The organism is Halomonas sp. YLGW01 (assembly GCF_014840935.1).
GTDB lineage: Bacteria > Pseudomonadota > Gammaproteobacteria > Pseudomonadales > Halomonadaceae > Onishia.
The window spans coordinates 1,454,441-1,473,858 of sequence record NZ_CP062005.1 but is presented as its reverse complement, the minus strand read 5'-3'; the positions used below and the strand labels follow the sequence as shown (position 1 = coordinate 1,473,858).

10 protein-coding genes and 1 pseudogene are annotated in these 19,418 nt (G+C 61.5%); 4 read left to right on the top strand and 7 right to left on the bottom strand.

Annotation, left to right across the window (positions count from 1 at the left end; translation table 11 throughout):
* Positions 1–39 precede the first annotated feature (39 nt).
* From IEJ03_RS06850 to IEJ03_RS06830, 5 genes are all read right to left on the bottom strand, one after another.
* On the bottom strand, positions 40–5,679 hold the full coding sequence (locus IEJ03_RS06850) for a retention module-containing protein (RefSeq protein WP_192036903.1): 5,640 nt from the start codon (positions 5,677–5,679) through the stop codon (positions 40–42).
* Between the two features lie 119 nt (positions 5,680–5,798).
* Positions 5,799–6,422 carry a response regulator transcription factor gene (locus tag IEJ03_RS06845; protein WP_347401002.1) on the bottom strand — a complete coding sequence of 208 codons (624 nt, stop codon included), beginning with the start codon at positions 6,420–6,422 and terminating at the stop codon, positions 5,799–5,801.
* A 4-nt stretch (positions 6,423–6,426) separates the two neighbouring features.
* Positions 6,427–7,860: an HlyD family type I secretion periplasmic adaptor subunit gene (locus IEJ03_RS06840; protein WP_192036902.1), complete on the bottom strand. Its 1,434-nt coding sequence runs from the start codon at positions 7,858–7,860 to the stop codon at positions 6,427–6,429.
* On the bottom strand, positions 7,857–9,968 hold the full coding sequence (locus IEJ03_RS06835; RefSeq protein ID WP_192037221.1) for a type I secretion system permease/ATPase: 2,112 nt from the start codon (positions 9,966–9,968) through the stop codon (positions 7,857–7,859). Before IEJ03_RS06835 ends, IEJ03_RS06840 begins: the two co-directional genes overlap by 4 nt.
* 209 nt (positions 9,969–10,177) lie before the next feature.
* Positions 10,178–12,253 (bottom strand): TolC family outer membrane protein, encoded by a 2,076-nt coding sequence (locus IEJ03_RS06830; RefSeq protein WP_242458073.1) that lies wholly within the window; start codon positions 12,251–12,253, stop codon positions 10,178–10,180.
* 440 nt (positions 12,254–12,693) lie between these two features.
* Between IEJ03_RS06830 and IEJ03_RS06825 the strand changes: the two genes are divergently transcribed.
* The 3 genes from IEJ03_RS06825 (at position 12,694) to IEJ03_RS06815 (ending at position 14,976) form a co-directional block, all read left to right on the top strand.
* Positions 12,694–12,975, top strand: a complete 282-nt coding sequence (locus tag IEJ03_RS06825; protein WP_192036900.1) for a hypothetical protein — start codon at positions 12,694–12,696, stop codon at positions 12,973–12,975.
* Between the two features lie 258 nt (positions 12,976–13,233).
* Entirely contained in the window at positions 13,234–13,824 is a 591-nt protein-coding gene (locus IEJ03_RS06820; RefSeq protein WP_192036899.1) for a hypothetical protein, read from the top strand.
* A 6-nt stretch (positions 13,825–13,830) separates the two neighbouring features.
* Entirely contained in the window at positions 13,831–14,976 is a 1,146-nt protein-coding gene (locus IEJ03_RS06815; RefSeq protein ID WP_192036898.1) for a GGDEF domain-containing protein, read from the top strand.
* 181 nt (positions 14,977–15,157) lie between these two features.
* On the opposite strand, the gene IEJ03_RS06810 is transcribed toward IEJ03_RS06815, so the two are convergent.
* Complete coding sequence (locus IEJ03_RS06810) at positions 15,158–16,636, bottom strand: O-antigen ligase family protein (RefSeq protein WP_192036897.1); 1,479 nt, start codon at positions 16,634–16,636, stop codon at positions 15,158–15,160.
* Between the two features lie 415 nt (positions 16,637–17,051).
* A pseudogene (locus tag IEJ03_RS06805) lies at positions 17,052–17,165 on the bottom strand (prepilin-type N-terminal cleavage/methylation domain-containing protein); the annotation flags it as partial.
* A 420-nt stretch (positions 17,166–17,585) separates the two neighbouring features.
* On the opposite strand from IEJ03_RS06805, the gene pilB reads away from it, so the two are divergent.
* Positions 17,586–19,355 (top strand): type IV-A pilus assembly ATPase PilB, encoded by a 1,770-nt coding sequence (pilB, locus tag IEJ03_RS06800; protein ID WP_192036896.1) that lies wholly within the window; start codon positions 17,586–17,588, stop codon positions 19,353–19,355.
* Positions 19,356–19,418: the final 63 nt, after the last annotated feature.

Sequence of the window (19,418 nt, the reverse complement as noted above, 5' to 3'; positions counted from 1 at the left end):
AGTCATTCATATAGCACCTCATACAGCACCCCAGGCTCGTTATTGATCAATATTCAGGTTGCCATTCTGGATCAGGTCATTGATGAAGGCTTGCGATGACTGACCATCCATCGAAACGCCTTCCAGGGTAATCGTCTGATCTTCCTGTCCCGAGTTGTTGGAAAAGTCACCACCGAATCCCCCCGTGGTGCTGACATGCAGGATGGTATCATCACCCGTGGCACTGGGTTCGGCATGCAGGTAGTCATCGATTGAATCAGTCGTCTCATCGACCAGTAGTTCGGTAAGGTTCAGGGAATCCCCTTCGGCGAGGGAAAAATCCTTCACCGTATCGTGGGCCGAATCGCCGGGCTGCCCTTCATCGCCTAGCTGCCAGACGAAGACATCGGCACCCAATCCGCCAAAGAGAGTGTCGCTGCCTTCTCTGCCAATGAGCTGGTCGTTTCCTTCACCTCCCATGAGCACATCGTTGTCGGTGGTACCAACAAGGATTTCATCGCCTGGGCCACCTTCAAAGTTCGAATCGGCACTGAAGCTGAAGTCACCTTCCACTGTCACACTGTCGCCATCACCATCTTTGACCGTTACTTCACCAGCCAGAGCGAAGTCAGTAGAGGAATCAAGATACAGCCCTTGCAAGTTATTACTTACGCTATACCCATCCGAGGTACCAATGAAGTCGATTCGGTCAAAATAGGAACCAACATCTTCGGCCAGAATGGTCAAGACCCCTTCAGCACTTTCATCAGAGTGGACAAGCTCACCGTCGAGGTAAGCCTCCCAACTGCTCGCGCCATTGGTTGTAAAGACAATCTTGCTCAATGGGTTGGAGAGCGTTGACTCTCCTGGCTCATGAAAATCGAACCTTAGCGTTTGACCGGTTGTAATCTTACCCCCTTGCGCCACCCAGATACTTTTGGCGCTCCAATTCGGCGAAAGATCACCGGCAGAGACCGTCACTTGCAGGCTATCATCGCCAAAGGTCGGAGATGCGTTGTTCCCACCAGTACTCAATGAAAAGCCTGTAAAGACCTGAGCCGCCGGATCAATTTCCTTGAACACCTCAAGGGTGTAACTACCGGAGCCCGGATCCACCGTAATCTGAAATGCAGCCTCTCCGTCCGACGTTGTGGCCGTAAGCACTCCATCCTGCACGGCATATGTCAGTGTTTGTCCACTCTCGACTGTAACCGGTGCCGTCATCAATGCCCCTGACACGGGATCCGAGTATTGAGCCAGGATCTGACCGTCATCATTGGTCGAAAGCGAAATATCCTCTACGGAAGCAGTCTCAGTGTCCGATCCGAGCTGAATTCCGAGGCTGCCACTTAGAATGGTCCCCACCTCCACACTGAGAAGCGCATCCTGGAACTCTTCCACAACAGGAGCATCATCCACGATGACCACGTTGATCGCCTCTGCCTCAACGTTATCAGCAACGTCAGTGACAGTTATATCGATGCCCGACTGAACAAGCAGGTTACGCGCATCGCCACCCTCTTGATGCGTAACCGCCTGGCTCAATTCGAACTCGTAATCCACCTTCCCTGTGCTCGCATCGAAACCAGTCAAGCGAAGAATGCCACCTTGATCCGTATTGATCTCTACCGGTGTACTCGACGTAATGCCTTCGAGTTGACTCAAGCTCAAGCTGACTGTTTCACCGGTCTGCTCTCCAGCACCGGACCTTAATGTTCCAGTAATCGCCAAGGTCTGGATACCCGCCGTGGCACTGATGCCAAACCAACTCTTGCCTACAACCGAGCCGTCACCGACCCGAGTCCCATCGTCTAGGAAAGACTCATAAACCGTGACGTCACCGGAATCAGACAAGTTCGTGATTTCGAGCTCGGAGGTGTCGAGGGTGGCACTGTTATCCACGCGGCCCGTGTTGCCGGCGGCATCGGTGACGGTCATGGTCACGGTCAGCTCGCCGTCTGCCAGGTCGCTCAGATCCTGCCCCACCACGCTGACGGTGCCGTCGTCGCCCACGGTGATGTCGCTCGCCGCCACACTGAGGTCGGCGGTGGTGGCGTTGCTGTCGCTGATCACGAGGCTATCGATCGTGGCCCCGTCTTCCACGGTGCCGCTGAAGGTGACGCTGCCTTGTTCGCTGGCGTCGATCACGGCGTCGTCGAAGGCGATGGCGTTGCCCTCACCTCCTCCACTGCCCCCACCCGGCGCAGTGGTGTCGATCACCACGTCTTGCGTGGCGGTGGCTGCGTTGCCCGCGGCGTCGCTGACCACCGCACTGACGGGATAGGAGCCCTCGGCCAGTTCGGTGTCGGTCAGATCCAGTGACCAGGTACCGGCCGTGGCATCGAGGGTGAGGCCGTTGGCGGTGGTGTAGTCGGTGCCGTTGAAGCGCACCGTGAGACTGTCGCCGTCGGCCAGCTCGACGCGGCCGCTGAGCACCAGGCTGGTGTCGTTGGTGACGAAGTCGCTGCGGGAGGTGCCGGTGTCATCGCTGATGCCATCGATGGTGACCGCCGCCCCGTTGGTGGTGTCACCGTCGCCGATGGTGGTGTCGATCACCACGTCTTGCGTGGCGGTGGCTGCGTTGCCCGCGGCGTCGCTGACCACCGCACTGACGGGATAGGTGCCCTCGGCCAGTTCGGTGTCGGTCAGATCCAGCGTCCAGCTGCCGTCGGCAATCACCAGGCCATTGGCGGTGGTGTAGTCGGTGCCGTTGAAGCGCACCGTGAGGCTGTCGCCGTCGGCCAGCTCGACGCGGCCGCTGAGCTCAAGGCTGGTGTCGTTGGTGACGAAGTCGCTGCGGGAGGTGCCGGTGTCATCGCTGATGCCATCGATGGTGACGGCGGCCCCGTTGGTGGTGTCACCGTCGCCGATGGTGGTGTCGATCACCACGTCTTGCGTGGCGGTGGCTGCGTTGCCCGCGGCGTCGCTGACCACCGCACTGACGGGATAGGAGCCCTCGGCCAGTTCGGTGTCGGTCAGATCCAGTGACCAGGTACCGGCCGTGGCATCGAGGGTGAGGCCGTTGGCGGTGGTGTAGTCGGTGCCGTTGAAGCGCACCGTGAGGCTGTCGCCGTCGGCCAGCTCGACGCGGCCGCTGAGCTCAAGGCTGGTGTCGTTGGTGACGAAGTCGCTGCGGGAGGTGCCGGTGTCATCGCTGATGCCATCGATGGTGACGGCGGCCCCGTTGGTGGTGTCACCGTCGCCGATGGTGGTGTCGATCACCACGTCTTGCGTGGCGGTGGCTGCGTTGCCCGCGGCGTCGCTGACCACCGCACTGACGGGATAGGAGCCCTCGGCCAGTTCGGTGTCGGTCAGATCCAGTGACCAGGTACCGGCCGTGGCATCGAGGGTGAGGCCGTTGGCGGTGGTGTAGTCGGTGCCGTTGAAGCGCACCGTGAGACTGTCGCCGTCGGCCAGCTCGACGCGGCCGCTGAGCACCAGGCTGGTGTCGTTGGTGACGAAGTCGCTGCGGGAGGTGCCGGTGTCATCGCTGATGCCATCGATGGTGACCGCCGCCCCGTTGGTGGTGTCACCGTCGCCGATGGTGGTGTCGATCACCACGTCTTGCGTGGCGGTGGCTGCGTTGCCCGCGGCGTCGCTGACCACCGCACTGACGGGATAGGAGCCCTCGGCCAGTTCGGTGTCGGTCAGATCCAGTGACCAGGTACCGGCCGTGGCATCGAGGGTGAGGCCGTTGGCGGTGGTGTAGTCGGTGCCGTTGAAGCGCACCGTGAGACTGTCGCCGTCGGCCAGCTCGACGCGGCCGCTGAGCACCAGGCTGGTGTCGTTGGTGACGAAGTCGCTGCGGGAGGTGCCGGTGTCATCGCTGATGCCATCGATGGTGACCGCCGCCCCGTTGGTGGTGTCACCGTCGCCGATGGTGGTGTCGATCACCACGTCTTGCGTGGCGGTGGCTGCGTTGCCCGCGGCGTCGCTGACCACCGCACTGACGGGATAGGAGCCCTCGGCCAGTTCGGTGTCGGTCAGATCCAGTGACCAGGTACCGGCCGTGGCATCGAGGGTGAGGCCGTTGGCGGTGGTGTAGTCGGTGCCGTTGAAGCGCACCGTGAGACTGTCGCCGTCGGCCAGCTCGACGCGGCCGCTGAGCACCAGGCTGGTGTCGTTGGTGACAAAGTCGCTGCGGGAGGTGCCGGTGTCATCGCTGATGCCATCGATGGTGACGGCGGCCCCGTTGGTGGTGTCACCGTCACCGATGGTGGTGTCGATCACCACGTCCTGTGTGGCGGTGGCTGCGTTGCCCGCGGCGTCGCTGACCACCGCACTGACGGGATAGGTGCCCTCGGCCAGTTCGGTGTCGGTCAGATCCAGTGACCAGGTACCGGCCGTGGCATCGAGGGTGAGGCCATTGGCGGTGGTGTAGTCGGTGCCGTTGAAGCGCACCGTGAGGCTGTCGCCGTCGGCTAGCTCGACGCGACCGCTGAGCTCAAGGCTGGTGTCGTTGGTGACGAAGTCGCTGCGGGAGGTGCCGGTGTCATCGCTGATGCCATCGATGGTGACCGCCGCCCCGTTGGTGGTGTCACCGTCGCCGATGGTGGTGTCGATCACCACGTCTTGCGTGGCGGTGGCTGCGTTGCCCGCGGCGTCGCTGACCACCGCACTGACGGGATAGGTGCCCTCGGCCAGTTCGGTGTCGGTCAGATCCAGCGTCCAGCTGCCGTCGGCAATCACCAGGCCATTGGCGGTGGTGTAGTCGGTGCCGTTGAAGCGCACCGTGAGGCTGTCGCCGTCGGCCAGCTCGACGCGGCCGCTGAGCTCAAGGCTGGTGTCGTTGGTGACGAAGTCGCTGCGGGAGGTGCCGGTGTCATCGCTGATGCCATCGATGGTGACGGCGGCCCCGTTGGTGGTGTCACCGTCACCGATGGTGGTGTCACCGTCACCGATGGTGGTGTCGAGGTTAGCGGTATCTGTGGCAATAGCCTCATTGCCCGCCTGGTCTTCGACCGTGGCGGTCACGGTCAGGCTGCCGTCGTCGAGATCGCTCAGGTCGGCGGTGATTTCGTAGCTGCCATCGGGCTGGACCGTCGCGGTGACTGCCACGTCGGCGCTGGTGGCATCATCGTCGCTGATCACCAGGCTCACCACCTGCCCGGCTTCCACGCCGCTGGTGGTGCCGCTGATCAGAGCACTGGAGGCGTTGGCGCTGTTGATATCGCCGAGGGTGACACTGATCTCGGCACTGGTGTCGAGGCTATCGCCATCGTCGACCGTCGCCTCATCACCCTCTAACTCTATGCTCGTCACGGGATCACGCGCCGTATCGAAATCAAATTCCAGCGGGTCGACGCTTTCCATGATTCGCGCCAGCTGGACAAAGCTGTGGCCTCCGCCACCAATGCCACCTCCGCCGCCGGCAGCTGGCGACTCAAGGCTATCGAACAGGTCGTCATCACCCTCCAGAGCGGTCAACAGGGTTTCGATACCCTCATCGTCGGCGCTGGCCTCGTCGTTATCGACGGGCACACTGGCATCGAGCTCTCCGCTCATCGCCACCTGCTGTCCCCCACCAATTGCGACCGGAGGCAGGCCGTCCAGGAAATCCAGCTCGACGGTGCCATTATCCGAGGTCACTAGAGTCTCCCCTTCCTGCAGCTGATCGCCGAGGCGGAGTTCACGCAGGTTACCCTGAGCATCACGCGCCCAGGCCTGACCTGTGATGGAGACAACGGTAGCGATAGACATAATGACGATTCCCGAAAAACGGCGCCCTTAGCATCAGACATTAAGACGCACGGATGACTTATGCCATCAAGCATAAGTCGGGTAATCACCTCAGGGTATTGTACCGATGGTACAGGTGCTTAATTGGGCAAGACGCTGGGAGAGGTTTCGCGAGAAAGCATGAGGACCAGTTGCATGCGATCACGAACCTCCAGCTTGCGGAAGATAGCGCCAAGATGGGCCTTGACGGTGCGGGGGGTAATATCGAGCTGTCGTGCCACTTCCTTGTTGCTGTGACCTTCGGCCACAGCCAAGGCGACGGCACGCTCGCGCTCGGTCAGCTGATCCAGAGATTCGGATTGCACCCCGTCACGCCCGCCAAGGGACTGGAAGCTGACCCGGACGACCCGAGACAGCAGTTCGCTGCCCATCCAGATGCCCTGGTGTTCGACCACCAGAGAGACCTGCTTGAGAAGGTCAGGCGGCGATAGCAGGTGTGCATAGCCACGAGCCCCGGCCGACAGCGCCTGGAGAGCTTCCCGACTATCAGGGTTCAGGGTGAGTACGCAGACCACGGCGCCAGAGGCGGAGAGACGAGCAACCTGCTGCTCCCAATCCGGCAGCTGGATGGGGATCCATACCTGGCAGCCGCCATCGAGCGCATCGCCCAGCGCTACGGCCTCCACCGCACGCCCCTCGGGAAAGGCCTCGCGCCAGCGCATCGGCACCTGCTCGGGGGGAAGGAGGATCCAGTGTTGCATCATCGGCTCATCTCTCCGTCAGGGCGTTCTGCCCAGCACGCAGCAGGGGCTTCAACAAGTACTCCATCACCGTTCGCTTACCGGTGAGGATATCCACCTCGGCGGTCATGCCCGGGATGATCTCCAACTGCTCTTTCAGCGTGCCCGATTGAGTCTTGACGCGCACCAGATAGAAAGTATTCCCCTCTTCGTCGGTGATAGTGTCGGCGCTGATATGCTCGAGTTCGGCGGGCACCCCGCCATAGATCGCAAAGTCATAGGCGGTGAGCTTGATAGTGGCCGGCTGGCCGGGCCTCAGGAAGGCGATGTCCTGCGGAGCGATGCGCGCCTCGACCAGCAGACGATCGTCGCTTGGCACGACCTCGACCACATCCTGTCCTGGCTGGGCGACGCCGCCAATGGTGTTGATGGTCATGCGCTGCACGATGCCATCGACCGGTGAGCGGATCTCGGCCAGGCGCACGCGATCCTCAAGCCCGGTGCTGGACTCATCGAGGGTGGAGAGCTCGGACAGCGTCTCTGAAAGCTGGTTGCGCCACTCGCTGCGCTGCTCGGCCTTGGCTTCCCGAAGCTGGGCCCGCGCCTCCTCTGCGCCGGACTCGAGACGTAAGACCTGAGAACGCGCCTGGTTGCGATCACCGCTGGCTTGGGAGACCTCGCGTTCCAGGCGCAATACCTCGACCTCGGAAACGGCGCCAGTATCGAGCAGCGGCCGCGTCAGGGACAGCTCCCGCGAGGCCAGGTTGAGTTCGCGGGAGGCGGTGGCAAGCCGAGACCGCGCCTCGGCGAGCTCGGCCTGGCGCTGGCTAAGCCGCTCCTGAAGCACCCCCAACTGCTCGGCCAGAGCCGACTGACTGCTTGCATAGAGTTCGGTTTCCTGGGCGACCAGATCGGGGGCTTTGACACGCAGGGCCTCCGGCGGATTGAAGGCACTGTCGGTGGCCAGGGCACGCAAGCGAGCGGCTCTCGCCTGAAGCGCCCTGGCACGGGCCCGATTCTCACGGAAGGTCGAGACAAAGCGGGTTGGATCGATACGCATCAGCAATTGACCCGCCTCGACTCGCTCGCCCTCTTCGACCAGGATCGCCTTGACCACGCCCCCATCGAAGGACTGCACCCGCTGCAGCTGAGACGAGGGAATCACGCGACCCACACCGCGACTGACCTCGTCCAGCTCGGCGAAATAGGCCCAGACGCCCAGGCTCAGGAGCGCCAGCAGCATCCCATACAACAGCGCCCGAGCGCGCAAGGGTTCCTGCTGAAGGCGCGCCCAGTCGGCGTCGGTAGCCCAGTCACGGTCGAGGTGAGCCGAGGATACCCGCTTGGCAAACAGGCGGTCGATCAGGGGGCGCAGCACCTTGCCCCCCTCTTCCGATACCCGGCCGATGGCCTCGAAGCCCTTCTGCTCGGCATGGCGGGACGCATCATCTTTTCGGCTCATCGTGCAGCCCTCCCGACCTTGCCATTGCGCAGGGCCTCAACGACCTGATCGCGTGGCCCGTCGGCGACCACCCGCCCCCCATCGATGACCGCCACCCGGTCGGCCAGGGACAATAAGGAGGTGCGATGGGTGACAACGATGACCGTCTTGGCCTTGGCCAGCGTGGACAAGCGCTGCTTGAAGGCTTCTTCGCTTGCATGATCCATGGCACTGGTCGGCTCATCGAGCAGCAGAATCTGCGGGTCGTGCACCAGGGCACGGGCAATCGCCACGCTCTGACGCTGTCCACCGGAGAGCCGCTCGCCCCGCTCGCCGACCGGCAGCTCAAGCCCCATCGGATGACTGTCGACGAAGGCCTTGAGGCCAGCGACCTCGATCGCCCAGTGCAGCATCTCGTCGCTGACCCCGTCGCTGCCACCGCCGGCAATCACATTGTCGCGCAGCGAACCGAAGAATAGGCTGACGTCCTGGGGCACATAACCGATATGGCGGCGCAGCTCCAGCGGGTCGAACTGGCGGATGTCCACCCCATCGACGGTCACGGCCCCTGCGGTGGGCTGGTAGAGCCCCAGCAGCAGCCTGTGGAGCGTCGATTTGCCCGAACCAACCTTACCCAACAAGGCCAGCTTGTCGCCGGCCTCCACCCTGAGCGAGACCTCGCGCAGCGCCTCTCGCTCCTCGCCTGGGTAGCGCAGCGATATCCGCGAGAACTCGACCTCGCCGCGAATCACCGGCCGCGACACCCACTGCTGCTGCTCGCCGCGCTCTGTCGGCTGCGCCATGACTTCGTTGAGTGAGTCCAGCGACGTCGAGGCCTGATGATACTGGGCGAGCAGTCCCGCCGACTGGCTGATCGGCGCCATGGCACGAGACGACAGAAGGTAGGCGGCGATCAGGCCGCCCTGGGTCAAGTCGCCGGCAATGATCAGGTAGACGCCCACCACGATCACAGCCACCGCGACGGTATGTTGGGTCCACATCGCCACGCTGGTCACCGAGGACGCGGTGAGGCGCAGCTGCGCCGAGGTGCGTGACAGGAAGGCGGTGGACTTTTCCCAGATCGCCTGCAGACGGCCTTCGGCCCTCAGCGCCTTGACGGTCTCGAGGTTGCCGAGCGACTCGACCAGGGTGGCGTTACGCTGGGCGCTGGCACGCCAGGTCGTCGCGGAGAGTTCATGCAGCCGGCGCTGGGCGGCCAGACCATAGAGCAGCACGAAGACGATGCCGACCAGGATCGGGATGACCAGGGGCACACCGATCAAGGCGATGATGGTCACAAACAGCAGCACAAAGGGCAGATCCACCAGCCCCACCACCGTCGCCGAACCGATGAAGGCCCGCACCGACTCGAAAGACTGCAGGGTGGAGGCGAATGAGCCGGTGGAGGCGGGCCGATACTCCAGGCGCACGCCCAGCACCCGCGACATGATCGCGGACGACAGTTTGACGTCCGCCCGGCTGGCGGCAAGATCCACGAAGGCGTTGCGCATCAGCCGCAGAGCCAGGTCGAAGCAGAGCACCAAAATGATGCCGATCGCCAGCACCCAGAGCGACTCGGTGGCATGGTTGGGCACCACTCGGTCATAGACGTTCATCACGAACAGGGGCATGGCGATGGCGAAGAGGTTGATCAGCACGGAGCCGATCAGTACATCGCGATAGACACGACGGTTCTCTCGGATCACGTCCCAGAACCAGTGCCCGCGGCGCGTGGCGCCGAGCTCGGGGCTCCGAGCATCGAAGCGGAACGCCGGGCGGGCATAGAGGGCGCGACCACTGTAGCGGGCCTTCAGTTCATCGAGGCTCACCTCGACCGCGGCCTCACCCAACTCCGGGAAGATCACTCGGGCCCGGCGCTCCTTGACGTCCAGTGACAGCAATACGCAGGCACGCATCGGCTCGAGCAGCAGCACCAGCGGGAACAGCGAGGGATTGAGCTGCACCAGCCGACAGCGCGTATGCCGCGCCGAGAGCCCGGCACGCTTGGCCGCTCGGGGAAAGACGGACGGAGTCAGACGCCCCCCCTCAAGGGGCAGACCGGCAATCAGGGTGTCCGGGCTGGTCTCACGATCATGGGCGCGCGCCACCACTTGCAGGCAGGCCAGCAGGTCGTCCTGAGGCGGTGGCGCGTCGTCCGGCGCTGGCTGGGTGGCGGCATCCTTGGCCTTGCGGGCATCACTGGTCAATAGAATCTCGAACGCTCTGTGAAAAAAGAAAGGCGACAAACCGGCGCATTGTGTTGGGGTTGAGGCGTGAACTCAAGACATGGGTGGAGTGGTGTGCCGGCAACTCATGCCGGCACAAGTGCTTAGAGAACTCAGCCGGGCTGATCTGTTGCGACGACGAAGGAATCCGTATAGCCCAGCGACTCGAGTTCCGCCTGCAGGACAGGCACCTCCTGCTTGGCGATCGGGCCGACCTGCACCCGATGCAGCCTCTCTCCACTCAGTACCCGCAGCTCACCTCCCAGCCGTGTCGTCAGGTCCTCTTTGAGGGCCATGGCCCGATCCGCCGCACTCAGGGCGACGATCTGGATGTAGGCGACATCTGTGGCCACGGGGGCTGCGGGGGCTGCGGGGGCTGCGTCGGACACAGCTGCGTAGGCAGCGGACAGGGAGCCCGGGCGCCCCGGCGAGGCATGAAAACCGACCTCCCGCGTCTCCAAAGTGATCTCGACGCGGCGGTTGGCGCGGCGGCCTTCTGCCGTGGCATTGGTGGTCATCGGCCGACGCGAACCGAAACCACGCGCTTCGAGCAGGTCACGTGACACGCCCCGCGTCGCCAGGTAACCGGCTACGCGGTCGGCCCTATCCTGGGACAGCGGCTCGTTGACGGCATCGCTGCCGGTGCTGTCGGCATGGCCGGCGATCACGATCCCTACCAGGTCATTGCGGGCCTTGAGCTCCGCCGCCAGCCCCGAGAGCTCATCCCTGGCCCGGGGTGAAAGCTCGGCGCTGCCCGGGGCGAAGAGCGCATCCGCAGAGAGCACGATGTCGGGCGAGGCGGCCTTGGGCACATCGAGACCAGTGGTCAGGTCATCGAGCGTCAACCTGGCCGGACCCTGCGCTGGACAGATCGCGCCGGGGTCAGTCACTGCGCCCTGGCCTCCCAGTTCGCCAAGCGACGGCAACCCATCACGACGGACCTCGAGCTCGGCGAGCAGCGCTCCCATGGCCGACAGGGTCTCCGCTTGGGCGATGCGCTGATCATGGAGCGCATTGGCATAGGCACGACTGGCATCGAAATACTCGTTCTCGCTATCCAGGACGTCGAGCAGGGTCCGCTGGCCGATATCGAACTGCTGCTGGTAGGCACCACGCACCCGGTCGATATGCTGACGATGCTGATTCAGGTAGCGCTGCTGTTCCTCGAGCCGTTGCGCCGACTGATAGGCAATCGAAGTCGTCTGGCGCAGGCTCACACACTCCTGGTCGCGCAGGCTGAGGCTGCGCTCGACCTCGTCGCTGACCTGCCGGAACCGGGCCAGGTCGCTGCCACCCCGATAGAGGTTGACGCTGGCAACCAGCTCGGCGGTATGGCCGTCGCGACGTGCGGAACCCGAGCTCCAGTTGTTACGCCCGGTCTGGGCCTGGAGCTCCAGCCGAGGCTGGAAGGCCGAGCGGGTACCCGCCAGCTCCTTGCGGGTGGCCTCGATATTCTCGATAGCGGCATGAAAGCCGGGATTGCCCCGGTAGGCCTCGTTGAGCGTGGTCTGCAACGAAGCAGGCAGGCGCTCGCTCAGCGCCGGCGTGGGCGCCAGGCTAAGCGCCGGTACCCGGCCTACCAGGCGCTGGAAGCGGGCACTGACGTCATGCAGGTTGGCAGCCTCGGTCATCAGGTTCGATTCTGCCAGCGACAGGCGGCCACTGATCTGCTCCAGGTCCACCCGGCGCCCGGCACCGGAAGCCACTCGCTCCTCGATCTGCCGATACACCCGCAGATGCTTGGCATAGTTGTCCCGTGCCAGCGCCACCAGCTCGCGATAGCGACGCACATCCTCGTAGGCGCGGAAGGTCTCGAACGCCACTTTCTCGCTGGTATCGAGCAACTCCAGGAAGCGCACCCGCCTGGCGCGATCGAGCCGCGCGACTTCATTGCGGGTAGAGAAACCGTCGTACAGCATCTGGGTCAGCGATAGCTCGACATAATCGGTGCTATAGCTGTCGGCGCCATCGTCGTCGACATCCTCGCGGCCAACCGCCGCGGTGAGATCGACGCTCGGCAAGTACTCCCCACGCGCCACATCGACTTCATCAGCCGAGGCCTGGAAGGCATGCCAAGCGGCTTGCACCTCCGGGTTGCCGTTGACCGCCTGGCGCACGGCGGAAGTGAGCGTGGCGGTGCCAGCCTCCTGAGCCAGGCCAGGGGCCGCCTGCATCATGGACGCTATCAATAACCCTCCTGTCAGCCAGCGGGGGGCGACACGGAGGCGAGCAGCAACCGTCCGAGGAACAGCTGCGGGAAGAAGGTATGGCATGGCATGTCGTCCATTCTGTGAGCCAGGCGCGTCCTGGCAGAGACCTGTTGCCGGGCAAAGGCGATCATCAGTGAACTTATTAGACAGCATCCAAAAATCTGCCACAAATTAAGCTGAGTATATGCCACACATTATTGCGACGAACATCCAACGCTGAATGCAAGGTAACGGTGACAAGGCCACACACCTAGGTTTAGCACATTCTAATAATAATTTCTCAGTTCACTTCTCTACCCTCATGACGGCAACGGCTCTTCCCTCACGGGCTCACCGCCCCCATTCTCAATATGCTATGGTCACGCCATTACTAGGGCAGTCCTCCTGCCCGGCATTCTTGCTTTCACGAGGAGCTCACCATGTCCGCATCCGAAATCCAGAAAACACGCGTCATCAACGAACTACGCGGGTTCATCAAGAAGCTGCTGCAGGACCCGCAGATCCTCGAACAATCGCTGGTGGTAGCCCGCCAGCACCTGGCTCAGGGCTCGGATGCCAAGATCATGGCCCGCATCGCCAATGACATCTCCGACACCACCAGCGTGCATATTCCCGAAGACCCCAGCGAGCACTCGGAGGCCGACAAGCTCTATCTCGAGCTGCTCAAGGAAGTCGTCGGCGAAGAGCAGGCCATGTACTAGAAGAGCAGGCCGTGTATTAGAGGCACCCCGGGCATGGCAGAGCGTTGACCCTCTCCCTACGGCGCATGGAGGGCCCAGGCTTTGGCTTACATCCCAGCCCAGTTCACAGAAGCCGAGCCCTCGACTAGAGTCACTCATGATAAAAGATGATGGCATCTAAGGCTCTCATGCTTGGACTGGGTGACCACCGCTGCCGAAACAACATAAGCCTACGGCGCCGGTTCCAGACCGAGCGACCTGGGCCATGCAGGGAAAATCATGATGATGTTCAGCAAACGTCTGTTCCGAACTCGATCGACTGCGGTCGCCAGCGCAAGAAAAGCCGGCTTTCTTCGAAGACGCGACCGCCTGGCGGTGCTGCTGACAGGGTTACTGACAGGACTGCTGCTCAGCACCGGCCTGCAGGCCGGCGAGCTGACGCCAAGCCCGCTTACGCCCTCCCAGGACACCACGCCGGTCCTCACCCTACAGGCCAGCGACCGGCGAGAGAAATTGTCGCTCGCCGATATCGAGCGCCTGCCACTTTTCGAGGCCAGCATGAAACACCCCGAGGGGCCTGAGGGTGTCTACAGTGGCGTGCTGCTGGACGACTTGCTCGCCTCTCATGCGCTGGACGACGCCGAACGGCTGCGCCTGGTGGCGGTCGACAACTACTCCGTTTTCCTGTCGCCTGCCCAGCTCAGCGACAAGACCTACCTGCTGGTCACACGCTTCGATGGCTCACCCATTCCCCGGAGCCAGCAAGGCCCGCTGATGCTGGTAGTGCCCGCCGATGAAGAGGCCGTGCTCGAAGGGCAGGAAGCCTTCGACAAATGGATCTGGTCACTGAACAGGATCAACGCGAGCTGACGGGCCGTGACTACCGACAAGGCACGCCTGAGCCTGAGACTCCCGCGGCGCCAGCTGCTGATCTGGGTGAGCTTCCTGCTATTGGCAGGGCTTTCCGTGATCGCCATCGCCTTCTATGCCAGCTACGCCAAGAAGCAGCTGGATGCCGACTACATCGCCTTCGCCAGCGAGATCGTCCGGGCCCAGCACGATGGCGATGCCCTGCGACAGGCCAGCCTTAACCTGCTCGACCACCCACAGCCACTCCACCAGCAACAGCTGATCGAGGCGCTGTGGGTCATCGACAGCCGCCAGACGACCATCGCGCATTACCTTCAACGCAGCAATCTGCCAGAAGATGAACTTGCGCAGATCATGCAGGAGTTCGCCCGACTGGGTGCCCTTCTTAAGCAGGCGCACCCCCTTGCCGAATCGGTGCTTGAGCGCCCCGACCAGCGCGAGCAACTAGATAAACTGACAGCTGGCATCGAACACAGCCTGGCCTACATCTACAGCGAACTGCATGCGCTGATGATCAGTGGCGCGACCGAGCAGCAACGCATCATGACGGTGATGACCCAGATCATCGTCGCCCTGGGTATCCTGGTGCTGGTGGTCATCCTCGGACTGCTGATCGCTATCGACAAGATTCTCGGCCAGCAAAGCGCCCTCGAGCTTCTCTCAATCACCGATGAGCTGACCGGCCTCGAGAATCGCCGCTCGGCGATGGCTCAGGCCAGACAGACCCTGGCACTCGCCAGGCGCAGCGGCGCATCGGTTAGCCTCGCCATCATCGATATCGACCACTTCAAGCATATCAACGATCGATACGGCCACCCCTTCGGCGATCAAGTACTGAAACAGCTGGCCACAACGCTAACCCAGCTGGTGCGGGAATCCGATGTCGTCGCGCGCATCGGCGGAGAGGAATTCTGCCTGTTGATGCCCGACACCGACGCACAGGGCGCTTATGAACTATGCGAGCGCCTTCATCGTGGCATCGGTAACTTAGTGATTCCCCACGGCGACGACATCGTCCCCCTCACCGTCAGCGCAGGCGTGACCAGCATCCGCGGCATTGAAGACTACAACTTCGATGCGCTCTACGCCCAAGCCGACGAAGCGCTGTACCGGGCTAAGACCGGCGGGCGAGATAGGGTGGTGGTGTATTGATCCTGTTATCAGTCAAGCAGACCAAGCGACCAATATCCAACCACTCCCCCCAGCAAGCAACAAGCAGCCTGTCCCAGCGTCTGGCTACAGACCTAGCCCCTCCATTAGTGGCTGCAACTCAATCCACCGATTTCATGAAAGTAAAGATATTGAGGGGCAGTTACCAGCTGCTCTCCTTAACCTATAAGTGCCAAAACAGCCAATGCTCCGGTGCGATCATCTGCATGCATTCTAATCGCCCCTGAGCCCAGAAACGCGGGTACAAATAAATACGCCCCTGTTCCTCAAAACAGGTCTGGGTGGAATCAATAGAGAGCCAGTAGAGCTCAAGCCCTGCATGAAGCATATAAGCCAGCATCAACACCAAGCAAGCCCAGAGCAGAGTGGCACCTATCGGCACAGGGCCCGAGCATTCAGGAGGCCCCGACTCACCGGTGGAGCTATAGCCAAATACCAAACCGATCGCCAGCACCATTACCAATGCACTGAGCGGGATAATATGCGAACCAGCGAACTGCGCATTTGTCATGACGCCGACGAAGGCCATCACCAAACAGGCGTATAGAGGTCTATCCACGACCGGACGAGCACGGGAACGCCGTATAATCAACCGGCAACCATGGATCAGCACTGCCAAGAGGAGCATCGCCAGCGGAAGCCCCCACTCAGCCATGAGGTTAAGAAATAGATTATGGGCATGAGCACTGCGCAGGTTGCCATCCGCGGCGAACCCCATGGGCCCGATACCCACCGGGAAATGCTCAACGGCATAGCGCAGTGCGTCAACCCATAGCGAGAGGCGCCCACTGCTAGAGGTAATATCGCGCAAAAAGGCACCTTCAACTCCATCACCGCCTCCGCCGCCGATGGGATTGAGGATCCACCAACCCACCAGCCCCAACGCACCGGAAACGGACAGCAACGTCACCGGCCAACGAGCAGCGCGCCCGAATAACCAGAGCGCGCAAAGCAAGCCGGCAAAGAGCCCCAGCAGTGCCGCACGGCTTTCGGATACCCAAAGCAGCCACCACCAGACCGACAAGGGAGCTAAGCAAAGTGTCGCCGCCACTTTTGAGGGTCTCGGGCGCGCCACGACATAGAGTAGCGCAAGCGGCATTACTCCTACCGCCACATCGGCAAAGAAACGGACGTTGGCGAAGCCCGGCCCGAAATCGTGGCGATTGGCAAAGCCCCAAACCAGAAAGATATGGTAAATGGCCAATAAAGCATAGATGAGTATTAAAAGCGTCAGCAGCCCGCCCAGCAACGTCCACCCCAGAAGCGAATAGCACTTAACCGATACCGCAACCACAATAATCGCTGATCCCAGCAGCACCAGATAGGCCATTTCCAACATCGCCAGGCCGCCAAAGGAGACTTGCCACAAAACCAGCCCCACCAGCAAGACAGCAACAAGCCGAGACAAGTGGAGACAAGTGGAGACATAATCCACCAGGTTTCGATAAATCAGCAAGCGACACTGAAATCCCGCAATACCCACAACCAGACCAAGGCTAAGCCATTGAATCCCACGCTGAATATCGAAAAAGGCCAACGTCCCTAGCTGCCAAGGCAACAACACACCTACGGCAACGCATAGGCAACAAACCAAAGGGGGCCAGCCGCTCGCAAGGGTATGATGTAGGTACTTATTTGTCATTTTGAGCATCCTAAGCAGCCTAACTCACAAACAGGACCTACAGGCTTTCAACCCAAAAAATGTATCAACCCATATACAAAAGCGACCGACATCTCTGCCGGCCGCTGACTGAATAGCACTATGCGGTTCTGGTCAAAATTTTTATTACATCAAAATTCTGAAACCACTCTCACGACCCACTAATACCAATATCAAGTGTAACGGATCCACCAGGAGAGTACGCAGTGCCCGTGATATTTGAAGTACCTGCGGTAGCAGTTATCTGAGAACAAGCAGTTTCACCTTCTTCCCCGGCACCAGTATCACTGTACTTGGGGAGCACAGTGTCAACATCAGGAGCGTCGTTGCCTTGATTCCTTTCTATTGCCACAGCCGAACCGTAGGTACGCATATCTGACAAGCAAGCCTTATCCGCAGAATCTGCGGTGTAGTCTTGATACTGTGGAATAGCAATTGCCGCCAAGATGCCAATAATCGCCACCACAATCAACAGCTCGATCAGGGTAAAGCCTCCCTGACCATTCTGCATTCCCTTGAGGTGCTTCATACCCTGCTTCTTCATGTCTCGTCCCCTCGAATGAACGCCCATCTTGGACGTGTGTGCTGCTTCATGCCTGGTCGGGTCGTCGGCTGATGCCTTCCCTAAGTCCATTGCATGTATCATATAAGTAGCTTGGTGTTGCCTGTTCTGCAAGCACTAAGCCTTGTTAGAATCAACGATTTAAACTTTGATGCATGACAGCACCCACCCTAGTACAGCCGGTTAGCAGCGACAAGACCATCTGTGGACGACATCAGCGATGATTTGACACTACTGACTCATACCATGATACAGGTCACGAAGCCGGGGTTACCTCATGCTCGTGCCTTAACCGCATCTAGTGAGCTAGAATGAGTAGGCGTGCTCAGGTTGCCGTCTCCTGCCGCGTCGTGATCATAAGGAGTGCACATGGAGGATACACAGTCGCCGACACTGGCCTACCCGGGAACCCCAGCCTACGGAACGCCTGCCTCATCGGCGCTGCGCGGCTTTCCTCTTCGCCTGGTATCGGATGGCCTCCTGACCGAGGCGGCGGCACTTCGCGCCGTGAAAGAGGCGGAAGAAGAAGACGTCTCGGTGATGCGCCATGTGGTCGAGAACGGCTTGGTGCCAGCGCGACACGCAGCGCTCTCGGCGGCCTGGGAGTATGGCCTGCCGCTGATCGACCTCGATGGCCTGCGGCTGGCGAGCCTTCCTCCCGCCAACGAGATGCCGGAGAAGATTCTGCGCAAGCTCACCGTCATGCCGCTCGCACGCAGTGGGCATCATTTGACGGTCGCCGTGCCCTACCCCTCGATACTGGCGCAGCTCGATGAACTGCAATTTGCCACCAACCTGACGGTTGAAGGCGTGTTGGCGCCGGTGGACCAGCTGGGACCGGTCCTCGAGAATTACCTCAGCCATCATGAAAATGCCGAACTCTTCGGTGATCTTGACGATGCCGACGATGCCCTCGAGGGATTGGAATACGAAGAAGAGAACACCGACGACGACAAGGCGATCACCGCGGGCAGCGACGATGCGCCGGTCGTCAAGTTCGTCAACAAGGTGTTGATCGACGCCATCCGCCGCGGCGCCTCGGACATTCACTTCGAGCCCTACGAGACCAGCTATCGCATTCGCCTGCGCATCGATGGCATCCTCGTCGAGGCGGCCCGGCCGCCCTTCGGCATGCGCACCCGTATTGCCGCGCGTCTTAAGGTGATGTCACGCTTGGATATCTCCGAGCGTCGCCTGCCTCAGGATGGCGCCATCAAGCTGAAGTTATCTAAGCAGCGCTCCATCGACTTCCGCGTCAGCTCCCTGCCGACGGTATTTGGCGAGAAACTGGTGCTGCGTATCCTCGACCCCAGCTCCGCGCAGATGGGCATCGACGCTTTGGGCTTCACCCCGGCGCAGCGGGAGATGTACGAGAAGGCGCTATCCGAGCCCCAGGGCATGATCCTGGTCACGGGCCCCACCGGCAGCGGCAAGACCGTCTCGCTCTATACCGGGATCAATATCATCAATACCGGCGAGCGCAATATCTCCACCGCCGAGGATCCGGTCGAGATCAAGGTACCCGGGGTCAATCAGGTCAACGTGTTGCCAAAGATCGGCCTGACCTTTGCCAGCGCCCTGCGCGCCTTCCTTCGCCAGGACCCGGACGTGGTGATGGTCGGCGAGATCCGTGACCTGGAAACCGCGGAGATCGCCGTCAAGGCGTCCCAGACCGGCCACCTGGTAATGTCCACTGTGCATACCAACTCTGCCGCCGAGACCCTGACCCGCCTGTCCAATATGGGCATTCCGGCCTTCAATATTGCCAGTTCCATCTCGTTGATCATTGCGCAGCGCCTGGCGCGCAAGCTCTGCCCGCACTGCAAGGCGCCGACCGATATCCCCGAGGAAGCCCTGCGACAGGAGGGCTTCGAGGAGCATGAAATCCGCGCGGCCACCCTCTACCATCCGGTCGGCTGCAGGCAGTGTACCCTCGGTTACAAGGGCCGGGTCGGCATCTACGAAGTGGTACCCATCAGTGAGGCCATCGGCCAGCTGATCATGCGCAACGGCAATGCCATGGAGCTACATGAACAGGCCCGCCTCGAGGGCCACCCCGACCTGCGCCGCAGCGGTCTCTACAAGGTCATGCAGGGCCTGACCAGCCTGGAAGAGATCAACCGTATCACCAAGGATTGAAGGCGCGTTACGCCTCAGGCCACGAGAGGCCCGCAGAAGCGAACGTGGATCACATGCGCTCAG